Source organism: Adonisia turfae CCMR0081 (assembly GCF_011009555.1).
Classification (GTDB): domain Bacteria; phylum Cyanobacteriota; class Cyanobacteriia; order Phormidesmidales; family Phormidesmidaceae; genus Leptothoe; species Leptothoe turfae.
Genome location: NZ_QXHD01000004.1, coordinates 6740914 through 6754448, shown reverse-complemented (window position 1 = coordinate 6754448; position 13535 = coordinate 6740914). Strand labels below are relative to the sequence as shown.

9 protein-coding genes are annotated in these 13535 nt (G+C 48.9%); 3 read left to right on the top strand and 6 right to left on the bottom strand.

Annotated elements, in window-relative coordinates; all coding sequences use genetic code 11:
- Window positions 1-79: 79 nt before the first annotated feature.
- The 5 genes from DXZ20_RS37960 to DXZ20_RS32645 all read right to left on the bottom strand — a co-directional run bounded on the left by DXZ20_RS37960 (window position 80) and on the right by DXZ20_RS32645 (window position 8128).
- The gene (locus tag DXZ20_RS37960) at window positions 80-2785 is read right to left on the bottom strand and encodes a formylglycine-generating enzyme family protein (RefSeq protein WP_250566005.1); all 2706 of its coding nucleotides are present in this window, start codon (window positions 2783-2785) and stop codon (window positions 80-82) included.
- Entirely contained in the window at window positions 2778-3929 is a 1152-nt protein-coding gene (locus DXZ20_RS32660; RefSeq protein WP_163702907.1) for an AAA family ATPase, read from the bottom strand. The genes DXZ20_RS37960 and DXZ20_RS32660 overlap by 8 nt, the downstream gene beginning before the upstream one ends.
- A 10-nt stretch (window positions 3930-3939) precedes the next feature.
- The gene (locus DXZ20_RS32655; RefSeq protein ID WP_163702906.1) at window positions 3940-5541 is read right to left on the bottom strand and encodes a VMAP-C domain-containing protein; all 1602 of its coding nucleotides are present in this window, start codon (window positions 5539-5541) and stop codon (window positions 3940-3942) included.
- A gap of 142 nt (window positions 5542-5683) precedes the next feature.
- Window positions 5684-6505, bottom strand: coding sequence for a TIR domain-containing protein (locus DXZ20_RS32650; protein WP_163702905.1), 822 nt, complete (start codon window positions 6503-6505; stop codon window positions 5684-5686).
- 288 nt (window positions 6506-6793) lie between these two features.
- Window positions 6794-8128: an SUMF1/EgtB/PvdO family nonheme iron enzyme gene (locus tag DXZ20_RS32645; protein ID WP_163702904.1), complete on the bottom strand. Its 1335-nt coding sequence runs from the start codon at window positions 8126-8128 to the stop codon at window positions 6794-6796.
- Between the two features lie 647 nt (window positions 8129-8775).
- Between DXZ20_RS32645 and DXZ20_RS32640 the strand changes: the two genes are divergently transcribed.
- The 3 genes from DXZ20_RS32640 (at window position 8776) to DXZ20_RS32630 (ending at window position 12643) form a co-directional block, all read left to right on the top strand.
- Window positions 8776-11172, top strand: coding sequence for a glycoside hydrolase family 9 protein (locus DXZ20_RS32640; protein ID WP_163702903.1), 2397 nt, complete (start codon window positions 8776-8778; stop codon window positions 11170-11172).
- Window positions 11173-11224: 52 nt separating this feature from the next.
- Entirely contained in the window at window positions 11225-11980 is a 756-nt protein-coding gene (locus DXZ20_RS32635; RefSeq protein ID WP_163663345.1) for an aspartate/glutamate racemase family protein, read from the top strand.
- Window positions 11981-12172: 192 nt separating this feature from the next.
- A complete protein-coding gene (locus DXZ20_RS32630) occupies window positions 12173-12643 on the top strand; it encodes a hypothetical protein (RefSeq protein WP_163663343.1) in 471 nt (156 codons plus the stop codon).
- An 80-nt stretch (window positions 12644-12723) separates the two neighbouring features.
- Here the strand turns inward: DXZ20_RS32630 and trmB are convergent, their stop codons facing one another.
- The gene (trmB, locus tag DXZ20_RS32625; RefSeq protein WP_163702902.1) at window positions 12724-13380 is read right to left on the bottom strand and encodes a tRNA (guanosine(46)-N7)-methyltransferase TrmB; all 657 of its coding nucleotides are present in this window, start codon (window positions 13378-13380) and stop codon (window positions 12724-12726) included.
- Between the last annotated feature and the right edge of the window lie 155 nt (window positions 13381-13535).

Genomic DNA, 13535 nt, shown 5'->3' with positions numbered 1-13535 from the left:
CGCTATAAAAAAGTCTTGTTATCTGTTGGCAAAAGGGCAAGGTTCCCAGGCTCTGCCTGGAGAACCAGAGGGTAAAGGGTTACAAAGGATTCCTGGGCGCTGGACGTACCACACGAAAACCGATATTGAAGTCGCGGTTGCCGGACGCATTAAGGTAGCGATAAGCGGAGCGGCAAGACCTCGGATAGTTGTACCAGGAGCCACCGCGCACTACACGACTTGCATTCCCTTTTCTATCTTTCCAGGCACTACCATTTGTAGGAGCATCGTCATAGTTGTCATGCCAGTGGTCTAGACACCATTCATACACATTGCCATGCATATCACTTAGACCATAGGCATTAGCAAAACCAAAGTAGTCTACTGGTGTCGTCTTATCACGCTTTCCCCCTCCTGGCCCTCCTGCGTAAGAGTTACCGCTATAGTTCGCTACTTCAGTGGTAATCATGTCACCAAAATGAAACGGTGTGGTTGTTCCAGCCCGACAAGCATATTCCCATTCAGCCTCTGTTGGCAATCGATACTCACGGTCTGCATACCTTGAGAGACGCTGACAAAATTCGACAGCGCCATACCAAGAGACACGCTCAACCGGACGGGTATCACCTTTAAAGCTAGAAGGATCGGCATCTACTAGATTATGCTCTACCTGAGGCATGGCCACCACAGCCCGCCACTGGGCCTGAGTAACCGGGTAACGGCTCATAAAGAAGGGTTTAATGCTCACCTCATGCTGAGGACCTTCTCTGTCAAAACGCCCTGGCTCATCGTCAGGAGACCCCATAATAAAGCTATTACCAGGAATCGCCACCATCTCAAGATTAATCTCCTCAGACAAAGGCTCTACATAGCGGCGAGCTGCCTGCTGCTGGCGCTCTATCTGCCACTGTTGACCACCACCAACAAGCGTAGCAACGGTAATATCAAACGTCTCCAAGGATGGCGACTCTTCAGGCGCAGGCTCCAGGGTAAGAATCGTAAACGGATAAGACTGTGTTGGTGGCGGAAATGTGGGCCGCTCGTCACCATCAACATACTCACCCTCATTAAACTCAAAGTCAGCTAACGGCGGGAACTGCTCAGGTGATATCTCATCTAATTCCGCAGACTCGTTCTCTCGAGATGTCTCGTCATAACGCTCTCTGACTTCCCGTACAAGATCGGCATATTCACGCCCACGATACTGCAACACATCAGCGGCAATGGTAGCAATGGGCTTTAACTCATCTTTGGTCGCCTGGTCAGATCGGCTTAAGCGACGACGAAGCTCGACAATAAAATCATGAAGAGATTGATTAAAATTATCTTCGATATAACGCGACAACACCACTGTAGTGTCCGTCACAGGCGCTTCCGCCAACAACGCCGAACGAATATCAGGCTCAACAAACTGATAGGTGACATGATCTGGATGACTCTCCGGTGTCACGGTTGTTTGAGGCTTTAGAATGCCGCCTAGCAACACTTCTGCCACATGGATCTGCTCAGACTGCGGCAGCAACATCTCCTGCACAATCCGAATGATTGGCAACGTAATAGCAGGCGACGCGGCCAGTAAACTGGCTAACCGTCGCGCCAGCGGCGACGCGACTCCCCTAAATGCCTGGGCACTCAGGGCCACCGTGCCTTCATTCGATGATTTTTGCTGACGGCGTTGCTCAACCGCAACAGTTGCCGCCTGGGCACGGGGGTTAAAAATCAGCCCAGGGGTAAAATGTCCCCCGTGAGCGGCCAGCATCCGGGTCCATGCCTGCAACCGTTCAGCCTCTAAGGTAACAATCGGTACCTTGATATCAGCCTGCCTATCGGCCTTAGATTTACGCTGATAGGTAACCTCTGGTAGCACCACCTCAAGGACCTGATTCACACTGCCCGCCGTCTTGCCTTGCAGGCTCACTAGCGTTGCCTGACGCAAATAGGTGCGCCGCCACAGCCACTCTGGCATCATCTGCATAATCGCCATCGGGCTACTACTGCCCCATAGCTTAAGCAGGTTGAGTAGTTCAGGGGTTTGCCATAGGGGATGAACACAATCGGTCACAATCAGCACCAGTCGGCGTCCAGACGGATCAAGTAAACTATCCGGACGGCGTAAATCCTGGGAACGAATAGGAGAAAATGGAGTAGAACGAATATAGAGTTGCTGACTTATCTCTTGTTGAGAGTCATCTTGGGCTGTCAGCCCCCACAGGCGAACATCTCGAAAAACGCCATAATGCTTAAAAAAGCGAGTAATTTCTTGGATGGTGCGCCGCCAAATTAACATGGACGCACTTTCATCCACCACGATCGCTAAATCTAACCAATTTTCGGTTCGGGGTTTGGCTACTGGCTGCCAAACCCGTTCTTCGGCAATTTTATGGACCGTTGCCGCCTCATCTAACAGAACACCTTGCCCGATAGACCGCTGCTGCATCAGTGGGCGCAAGGCTTGCGCAAAGGGTAAAGAATCGCGCAGTGCTGATTCAGTCGGTACTCTAAGCGTTTTTGTGTCTGAGCGGGTATCGTTTGTGGAGCGTTTTGTCACTAATTCACCGGTTCCGCTACTTGGAGACGGAGAGCGTTCCGGCTCATTGGCAGGGGCATCTTGTGTCGTGTCCGAGGGCCTACTTGTTGTCGTAGACGCAGGCAACGAGGTAGCTTTTGACGGGTCACGTTGTAACCGTTGGGGCTGCTCAACACCAAACCGATGTTGAATCATCGCCATCCAACAGGCATCGGCTATTTCAGTTGCCGACAGATCAATCTCATCACCTCCCAGTACCTCAACCCATCGCTCAAGCATCAGCGTCTCCAGCATTGTTGAGCGGGTTAAAGAGTAACTTTTTGAGGGTGGATTTATCTAAATCTTGGGACGCTAAGGCGGGTTGCTGGGCAAACAAGTAAATTAAATTGAGCAGCTGATCGGTCGGTAAGCTAGCAGCCTCTTCGCTGTCTTGGTCAGACACAAAGGCCCGGATAACATGGTTGAATTGTTGAACGTTAGTCTCTCCTAAATGCGCCGCTACGATGGCTTTAAGTGCCTGTTCAGATGGATTTGGCATTCGAATCCGCAAGCATCGACGATAAAAAGCAGGCGGAAAATCACGCTCACCATTGCTGGTCATGATAATGATGGGAAACTCTCGACAACGCAATTTACCCTTATAAATAGGGACCTGGAGGCCATCATCCGATTCAACAGTTTGTCTCTCGGCCCCTGCTTTAGACAGGCGCTTTAGCTCGGCTATTTCAAACTCTCCTTCCTCAAAGAGATTAAGCAGTTCATTGGGCAGATTGATATCACTTTTATCGATTTCATCAATCAACAAAACGCGGGGAGTGGCAGACGGGATAAAGGCAGTCCCGACAGGACCTAAACGAATGTATTGACCAATGTTTTTAAAGTCTGCCGCCGCTTGCTGAATATCATCCAGCTGGCCTAAATTACTTAGCTGCTCACTGAGCTGAGCATCTTGTAAACGGGCAATAGCATCATACTCATACAAACCTTCTTTGAGCGAAGAGCGAGTGGTAATCGGCCAGAGTAGCACCGGCCCTAAATTCAACTCACGGGCAAGGGCATAGGCTAAGGACGTTTTGCCAGACCCAGGCAAACCCGTAATCATCAAGGGACGGCGTAGATAGAGCGCAGCATTAACGGCCTCAATCACGCTATCGTAGGGGTTTGTATCAGCTCCTGACGAGTCCTCAGCTGGAGGGGCAGGCAGACGTAAGCGAAACCGCTCGCCGCGACGAATATCGCGTGTTTTTTGTGCGGCAATCTCCCTTAGCTGCTGCCAGTAATGCCCATCGGCTTCAGCATCCCAGGTCGATTGTTGATCAGCATCAACAAATTGACGCCAGCTAGGGGCCTCCACCGAGAGTAATTGCGCGAGCTTATCGGTCGCTGACGCATGGGTACCTTGAAAAATTTTCCAATCGGTCATGGCGCACGTGCTAGCTAGCTAGGAGAGGAGGAACGGGCAATCGATCTGGATTATCTAGCAAAAATGCCAGATGGGCACCTAAACATTGGCTTTTCTTCTCAGAGTCCGCTGACCAAGCTTGATCTCGGACGGTCTTAAGCTTGTTGGCCAGGATGGCCGGATGCTTTACACAGTCTGCTGCGAGAAAATCCGCTAGAGCACCAGATACATCTAAAGGTTGAGCTGCTTCACTATCTAGATCAACCAAATCACCACAGCGGGTCCACACGGCCAGCGGCGTATAGCTATAAAGAATGGCTTCAAACAGACCTTTTTGATCCTTGGCTGCTGCTGGCAAACCGCAACATAACTTAAAGCCTAGCTTTTGGCGCAGCACCGTTTCTAACTGACGCCAAGTTTTATAACAACTGAGGCTCTCGGGCGATTCAATATGATGGTGCAGGGTATCTGACTTTAGATAATCCTGGAGATAATCCCAGGAGTCGAAAAGATCATTCTGTAACTCTTGATCATCAACATACTGTTGAAACCGCACGATCACACCATAGTCTCTGCCCAGTGGTGTCTGTCTAGACAATGCCGAGCACATCCACTGATCGACAGGAGCCCCCATCCGCTCTAACGGTAAAAACAGTTCAATATTGAGCTGAAACTTACGATAGTTAAGCTCCTGTCTTAGCTGATGACTCAGCTGCCGCCTCGCCTCACAAACAAACTTGTCGGTGTAGCTTTCTACAGCCTGCCAGGCACATGTTACACCTAACTGGTCTGGAAACTCAGGCAGCGATAGCTCTAGCAGTGGCTTAGGCTCAGGACACGGCTGGGCACGCCCACAAATTTGATCAAAATACAGATAGCCATTGACTTTGTACACATTGGGCTGATCAGCTGAAGTCTTTTGGGAACGCACGAGCACCATCAGCGATACCTCTAACGTTCCTGTTGGCTTTGCCACTCTCATCGACACTGGCGCAGCATCAACATCAGTGGCTCGAATCCATTCAACTAAGGTCACTTTAGCGGTGGAATTATCAGGCAACTGTGTCAGCAATGATTGAACAAACAAAAGCAGGGTTGACTGACCGTGCGACCTATGAACAAATTGAATTAGAACTAAACGCAACAAACCATATAGCCGTAAAACAGGCGAAAATTCAGCGGTCTTAAAATCAATGAAGTCTGTATCTGAGGGGTTATCAGTAGCGCCCGATGGCAACGCAGCGAAGCCCGCTGTCTCAATTTGATCGCCAGAAACACCCGCATCCATTACTAAAGAGGTGAGCTTTGCAATACTTTCTATACTAAAGTCGGAGATATTATTGCGAGCCACGTCAGCCAGAACAATCCCATAATGGTCACGACAAAATTGCCGAAGCAACACATTTTTAGGGTTACAGCGGTGAGCACCTCTCACTAACCGGGGAACATCACCATTTGCTTCAACCCACTCAATCAGCCGATCTACCCGAGTTGTATGTTCTTCGGCCTCTGCAACTTCCTGCAACCGGATCTCAAACGTCAGTCGGACCATACGCTTGAGCTTATCCTTATCTGGATAAGCGTTAATTAGGGCCTGTTCCAACTGATTAAATTGCGCCCCACTCAAATCCATGTAAACAAATTGAAAGTAACGATCTTAGGCATGTCTTCAGACTTAACGTTCAGGTTTCCGGTAGTACCTTAAGGCCACTGACCACGAGATAAACAATAATCAGCAGTAAACCATACAAAAGTGATACACCGGCTAAAGGAAGCTAAGACGCACTGAGCTTTGCTATCAATATCTGTAACTTAGTATTGCCTGGATTCCCACGCTGGGCGGCTTTAATCAGCTCAGGTAAACGACTTTCAGCCTCTAACGCTTCGATCACAGCAAACATTCTTTCACTGTGGTTAGCACCCTCAGCTATCTGATTTAGATGAACATCTAGCTCAGTCCGTAGCATACGTTTAAGCCCCGGCTCTGTGGGATACGCACTCAGCAAAGCCTTATGCAGTGAATCAATTTGAGCCCCCGACCAATTTGTTACTGGGATAGCATGCTCGGCCTGGGTAGCAACATCATTAGTAATCGACGATGTTACAGGAGCCGCCGTAGACAACAGCTGCTCTGGGAAGGTTACCTCATCAGCATTGTCGTCCCCTGCCATATCAGCAAATGTCGCTCTAATGCCTTGAACCAGACGGTCGTAGCCATCTGGTTCATACAGATCTACCCATTGGTAGTCCGATAGGCTAATGCCATATTCTTCCTGGCGGAGGTCAGGTATCTGGCATTTATCTAACCGAACTGGAATCAAAAAAATCTGGCCTGGGGGGCGGTCTGCCATGTGATTGAGCGCCATTCTGAATTCGCGCTGAATGTACCCTTGCTTCTTGACTGATTGCTGTGAAAGGCAGGCGATAAAGACATGGCTATTTTTGATCGCTTTTGGAATTTCAGCCCGCCAGCTTTGCCCGGCTAGCAGGTTAACCTTATCGAACCATGGTTCAAAGCCGCTTTCTTTGAGACGATAGTACAAATCAGTGACAGCGGGCTTATCTTCACTGGCATGGGCTAGAAAGATACGAATCATCGCATGACAAGTAGCACTACAACACGATATAGATAGAAAGCGGTTATAACTTGGCGGTTGGTCATCGCTTTCTATGCCTACAGCTATTAAAACCGCTCTATCAAATACAAGCCAGAAATTGTAGCGTTTTTTTCATAGACACTGCCCCAATGCTTGACTCACTCTATCTGGCTTATTCGTATCTTTGAAGATCTTCTCTTGTAGTGAACCCGCAGAAACAACAACAGGGCAAAAGGGCAAGGTTCCCAGGCAAAGCCTGGAGAACCAGAGGGTAAAGGGCAAATGGGTCTACGTTTGAGGAATCCTGGGCGCTGAACATACTACACGAAAACCGATATAGTTGACGCGGTAGCCGGGCGTACCGTTGACGCGGTAAGCGGAGCGGCAATACCTCGGACTGTAGTTCCAAGCGCCACCGCGTACTACACGGCGAGCTTGTTCATTATCCGTAATCCAAGCACTGCCATCGGTGGGTGCCCCATCATAATTGTCATGCCAGTGATCTTGACACCAGTCATAGACATTGCCATGCATACCATAAAGACCGAAGGCGTTTGCCGAAAACCTCCCGATATCTGTTGTCTGCTGTCGATACTCACCTTTTGGCCCAGCACCATAAGAACCAGACCAACCATACTCTTTCGCATCAGTTCCCCGATAGTTAGCCAGCTCAGTTGTAATGGTTGCACCAAAATGAAAGGATGTGGCTGTTCCAGCTCGACAGGCATATTCCCATTCCGCCTCGCTGGGCAAACGGTACTCAGCTCCTGTGTGGCGCGCGAGACGCTGACAAAACTCCACCGTCTCATACCAGGACACTCGCTCAACGGGACGGCTGTCACCTTTGAATTGCGATGGATCAGGCTTTAGTTCGATATCTACATCATCCAAGAGTGATACCGCACGCCATTGACGCTGTGTGACCGGATACTTCCCCATATAAAATTCAGGGACCTGTACCTTATGCTGCGGGCCTTCACGATCGAATCGATCAGTCTCACTGTCTGGTGAGCCCATCCAGAACCGGCCCCATGGAATTTTCACCAGGTCCAGATAAACACCACTACCAAGGTCTGCCCGATAATAGGCTGCACTCTTTTGCTCACGATGATTTACCGTCCCTTTTCGGTCAACGGTGACAACTTCAAACGAGAATGTTTCGAGGGCAGGCTGAGACGCTCCAGGTTGTGCCAGCACATCAGCAAAACCCGTTTCAATTCCCTTGACCAGACGGTCATACCCATCCGATTCAAAGAAATTCACCCATTGGTAGTCAGATAGGCTAATACCATAGTCTTCCTGGCGGAGGTCAGGTATCCGGCAATCGTCCAAGCGCACAGGAATCAGGTAAATCTGCCCTGAAGGCCGATCCGCCATTTCATTGAGCGCCATTTTGAACTCACGCTGGATATAGCCTTGCTTTTGGATCGACTTCTGCGATAGGCACGCGATAAAGACATGACTATTTTTAATCGCCTTCGGAATTTCAGCTCGCCAGCTCTGGCCTGGTAGCAAGTTAACCTTATCGAGCCACGGTTCAAACCCGCTTGCCTTAAGGCGGTTGTACAAATCAGTGACAGCGGCTTTATCTTCACTGGCATGGGCCAGAAATATGCGTATCATTAGGTATGCTCGATATGCATCACAACACACTTAGAAAGCGGCTCTAACTTGGCGGTTGGGGGTCGCTTTCTGGGTATTTAGCCATTATGGCAGGCGGTAAACCAAGGGATCACTTCATCTCCCAAGGACACCACACGCGCTCTCAACCGCCCATCATTACTATCAACCGCTTTGTGAACAACAGAAATAGGGCAACTGTCACAAGCCACCTAATACAGTCCGGTTAATATTCACGAAATCAGACACTAATAAATATTCTTATTTTTCAATGCTTTCAGCTTTCTATCTCGGCCAGCTATCACCCGACCACCTGGCCTACAGCTGCGGCAGTCCCTAGTCAGCGTCAGCCTAAGTTTCACAATAAATAGCGTCCACTATGGGGACTATTGGGGCTGCAGCCCCAAGCTGACAAAGGTTTTGACTATCAGGAGTACAGATCCGGACACAGTTCAACAATTTAAGAAGGGTTAAGTAATCCTAACGTTTCCAATTGTCCCAACGTCAATTTCAGGCACTTAGATGTCTTATATCTCGATGACAGCAAATTTACCGCAAATGTCATCGAGGCAAATCCAAGGAACTTTTCAAACCCAGGAATAGACTGTCTACTAAATCCCACTGTCCAACTTCCACACCTTCACACCCAAATGTTAGAAAACCTCCTCTCTTTTCTACTTGGTTGGACTACCGTTAACCATTGCAACGCTAACTTGGCAGGTATTGAAATTCCAGCCATCGTCAACTCAGCATCCTCAAAAGAGGATGATGCATCGGGTATCTCAGTAACCCACGCTTATACCGTCAGCAAAAATGTAGTGGCCCTACGTGTCGAAGTGGGTGAACTGGTTCGGGGCAAACAGGTTGTTTACAATGCTGAACCTGGTGACACCATTAAGAAAGACGGTTGGGTATCGCGGCAGGGGACGTTTCTGGGGCAGCTGGTTCCCGATGTACCCAACATGATTCGATTGGCAGATCAATATGTGGGCCCTAAATTCAACACCAACTGTATTGACAGCCTTAACCAGTACCAAATCCTAACCAGTGATGGTAAAAAGGTTGCTCCTAGCAATGTCTATCGCAAAAGCAACATCAGGTCCATGGCAGAAACTGGGCCCTGGCGGTTTGAGTGGCCTACAACCCACACCATATTCCTAGAAATGCCGGACGAGCTAGTGGTGGGTGAAACCTATCAGCTCAAATTTGGTAAAACCGTCCTGCAAGATACTAGTTTTATCTATAAACCCGAACAAACCCGCAGTGAAGCAGTTCAAGTCTCACACCTGGGGTTCGACCCCGATGACCCGGCCAAAGTAGCCTTCTTATCTACCTGGATGGGGAACGGTGGGGGCCTTGACTATAGTACGGGCAAGGCATTTTGGCTGATTGATACAGCCACGGGTAACAGAGTTTATGAAGGTCAAACGGCCCTATCGCAATCAAAAGACTACAGGGACTCACAGGATCGCAACCATAATGACACCGATGTTTTCATTATGGACTTTAGTGACTTTTCCACACCGGGACAGTACCGTGTCTACGTGGACGGGGTAGGCACATCCTATGAGTTCGAAATTGGTGAAAATACATGGCGTGATGGATTCTATGTCTCGGCCCGGGGAATGTACCATCAACGTAGCGGCATTGCCCTCGAACAACCTTACACCGATTACCGACGACCTCGCCCTTTCCATCCAGAAGACGGCATGGTCATTTACCGCTCCACCGTGCCGCTGATGGATACTCGCATGGGTTTTAACTATTGGGATGGGATAAATTCGTTCGAAGCATTAGTGGAAACCCGCACCGAGGAAGAAGTGCCTGATGCCTGGGGTGGATGGATGGATGCCGGAGATTGGGACCGTCGTATTTCTCACCTGCATGTTAGTCGGTCATTTCTAGAACTGGTAGAACTCCATCCAGAGTTCTTCGACTCAATTAAGCTGAATCTACCTGAATCCAACAATAATTTACCGGACATTATGGATGAGGCCCTCTGGGGTTTGGATGTGTTTCGCCGTTTACAGACCGAAGCAGGCGGCATTCCAGGCGGCATTGAATCCGCTGAGCATCCAATTAAGCCCCAGGGCAGTTGGCAAGAATCCCAGATGGTCATGGTGTATGGCCCAGGCATTTGGTCTAGCTATTTCTATGCCAATGTGGCAACGCGAGCCGCCTATGTGCTGCAAAATTACGATCAGACCTTAGCTAAAACCTATCAAGATAGTGCTATTCGGGCCATGGACTGGGCTGAAGCAGAGCTATCCAAAAAGACTGAAGAACAGCATGAAATTGTGCACTCAGCCCGTAATCTAGCGGCTGCAGAGCTCTATCGACTGACTGGTGATGACCAATGGCATCAGATTTTTCTCGACACAACTGTGTTTACCAGTGCCGATGTCTCCATCTCACCCCATAGCTATCACGATCAGAGCCATTCGGCATTTGTTTATAGCCGTACCAATCAACCAACGGTCAATAAAACTATTCAAAAAAATGCAACCGATGCCATCATTCGGGCAGCTAAAACTGATATCGAAAGTATTGAGAGCACCGGTTTTAAGTGGAACGCAGATCCGAGTCGTTCGATTGGCTGGGGTTCTACGACCACACCCAAAACTCGGGCGCTTTTCCATGCCCACACCCTAACAGGGGATGAGGACTATTTACGGGCGGGCATTTTAGCAACTCAATTTGCAGCAGGGGCCAACCCTAGCAATATGATGTACACCATTGGTCTGGGTCACAGAAATCCCCAAATGCCGCTGATGTCAGATGTACGGGCATTGGGGCAGGATCCACCGCCAGGTATCACCATCTATGGCCCGATGGATGTTCAAAATCCCAATGGCCATGCAGGTCGATGGGAAGCACCGATTAGGAAATTTGCCGATGAAGTCAGTCCTTCCCCCTGGGAATGGCCCACCACCGAAGCCTATTTTGACTCGTACTATTATGTGCCAGTGACCGAGTTTACCGTGCATCAATCCATTGGCCCAACAGCCTATAGCTGGGGATACATAGCAGCCAACGATAAAAACTAAGGCTGGGTCCTAATGGCATGGGAGCATTGTCATGTTCTAGCTCCCTAAGGCCATGGCTCAACCAACGTGTCACATAAAGATCATCAACGGCAATACTTGCCAGCCGATGACGGCGAATATCAATGCCTCAGCCCAAGCTATCAAGTTCCTTAATACGGAGATAATCACTGTACAACCTCAAACAGGACCTGAGTCCATTGAGAGTTTTTATGATGAGTATCTGGCTATTCCTGGGATTTTGGAACAAATTATTCTGGATACTAGCTCTGATGCCTTTATTTTGGCCTGTTGGGGAGATCCTGGCATCGAAGCAGCCCGTGAAATTACGTCGAAGCCCGTAGTGGGAATTGCCGAGGCCAGTCTCTACATGGCCAATATGTTAGCGGCTAAATGGAGTGTTGTTACCACCCTCCACCGTGTACGAGACATGGTGGAAAAAACAATTCAAAAAACAGGGCTAACAGCTCGATGTGCATCGGTACGCACCACAAAACTATCGGTGCTCGATACGGAGCAGGATCGGACTGCCACATTAGATATTCTGATCAAAGCTAGCCAACTGGCTATTCAACAGGATGGAGCTGAAGCCATTTGCCTGGGCTGTGCTGGCATGAGTGGTTTGGAAAAACAGTTAGAAGCACGCTTAGGGGTGCCGGTAATTGACGCTGTGGCAGCAGCGGTTAAAATGGCAGAATCTTTGGTGCACTTAGGAAAAAGTACCAGCAAACACCTTACCTACCGCCTACCGGAACAGAAAGAAATTAAGGGATATAATCCTCACTTTCAGGCCCAGAGTTTTTACCCTTAGAAAATTAGAAATTAAAGAATTATTTCACCATAAACCATCAATTTTTATCCTGATATTTTGGAGATTGTACCAGTGATAAAAAGCGTCATCTTAATAGTATCTAACCCTATTAAAGGAGATACTGTAAGAGTGTAGGGATGCTAGAAATAGTGAGTTATAGCATCCAATGTGTGCCCCTGAGGTGTGACCATCATGTTTAAATCAACAACTTTCAAATCAACAGCATTCAAATTAACGGGTCTTGTTTTACCCTTAGCATTAGCTGCCGTTGCCCAAGCTGCCGATGAAATGAGCCTGGCCCTGGGCTTTACCTCTACTCAAGCAACGGGTGAAACGGTTGGTTCCTATGGTTTATCAAACATCGCTAACCGTGACAGCAATGGTGAGTTTTGTCTAGGATACGCTGACCGCACGCCAGACCATGTTTTGACGTTAGAGGAAGACTTTAGTGAGCTAACGATAGCGGTTGATAGTGGTGGCGCAGACACCACATTGCTGATTCAAGGGCCGAATAACAACACTGTGCGTTGTAACGACAGTGCCAGCCGTCAAAATCGTGACGCTATGATTCAGGATACCTTTACCAAAGGTACCTATCGCGTTTGGGTTGGCTCCTTTGAACCGGAAGGTCGCCATCGTTACGCACTCAAAGTCACCGAATAGAGCTTTTTACCAAGACGTGTTCTAGAGAGGCACGTGCTGGACAGCTATTCATTCTCTTAAACTCGTCTCTAGAAGGTCATCTAGGCTTTGATAAAGAGAGCCCGATAAACAGGTTTGCCCTGCCCTAGGGTGACTCGTTCTCGGTCAGTTTGGGCTGGCAAGGGATTGTTTGCTAACCAGGGTCCTGTGGTGCCAACGGGTGCTGGATGAGGAGGCTCAAAGGAACGCCGAAAAGAGGAATTGGCGGCAAATACCTCAACCATGTCCTCTGCCACAGCTTGCACATCAGATTGCAGCCAAATCCATGCACCGGGCAGCATATACTCAGCCAAATCTGCCACTAGCTGCGGTTGCACCACACGCCGTTTCTGGTGGCGCTTTTTAAACCACGGATCGGGAAACTGAATGCTCACTCGTTGGGGGGGTTGAGGCAAACTTGCCAATAGCGGTCGTAGGGAATTGTTGGCATTACAAAACAGCATATGTAGATTGTGCAGTCCCAGCTGGTCACGATGTTTCAGACACTGTTCTACTAAGGGGGCTCGAATCTCCAAACCAAGGAAGTTCCAATCTGGGCAAGCTTGAGCCATATCGCTGATGAAATAGCCTTTAGCGCAGCCAATATCTATATGTAATGGTTGGGCAGGCTGGGCAAAGACATCGGCCCAGCAAGGCGGGGTAACAGGGGTGGCGTAGCGAATATTGAGTGGGTTAACGTGCTGGCGCACACGGGACATAGTCGAAAACAGGCGATGATGGCACTAGGCTGAGGACACAGTTTTGAGCTTTGAGTTTTAAGGTCTAAGCCAATGGCTTAATTCAAAACTCAAGATTAAGCGCTCAAAATTAACCAAGCCTTTGTACCGTTTGCTTATCTACCCTATCAACTCCT

Bases quoted from the DNA above. Each gene is read 5' to 3' on its own strand.
- DXZ20_RS37960 (WP_250566005.1), bottom strand. From the start codon at position 2,785: ATGCTTGAGCGATGGGTTGAGGTACTGGGAGGTGATGAGATTGATCTG.
- DXZ20_RS32660 (WP_163702907.1), bottom strand. From the start codon at position 3,929: ATGACCGATTGGAAAATTTTTCAAGGTACCCATGCGTCAGCGACCGAT.
- DXZ20_RS32655 (WP_163702906.1), bottom strand. From the start codon at position 5,541: ATGGATTTGAGTGGGGCGCAATTTAATCAGTTGGAACAGGCCCTAATT.
- DXZ20_RS32650 (WP_163702905.1), bottom strand. From the start codon at position 6,505: ATGATTCGTATCTTTCTAGCCCATGCCAGTGAAGATAAGCCCGCTGTC.
- DXZ20_RS32645 (WP_163702904.1), bottom strand. From the start codon at position 8,128: ATGATACGCATATTTCTGGCCCATGCCAGTGAAGATAAAGCCGCTGTC.
- DXZ20_RS32640 (WP_163702903.1), top strand. From the start codon at position 8,776: ATGTTAGAAAACCTCCTCTCTTTTCTACTTGGTTGGACTACCGTTAAC.
- DXZ20_RS32635 (WP_163663345.1), top strand. From the start codon at position 11,225: ATGGCTCAACCAACGTGTCACATAAAGATCATCAACGGCAATACTTGC.
- DXZ20_RS32630 (WP_163663343.1), top strand. From the start codon at position 12,173: ATGTTTAAATCAACAACTTTCAAATCAACAGCATTCAAATTAACGGGT.
- trmB (WP_163702902.1), bottom strand. From the start codon at position 13,380: ATGTCCCGTGTGCGCCAGCACGTTAACCCACTCAATATTCGCTACGCC.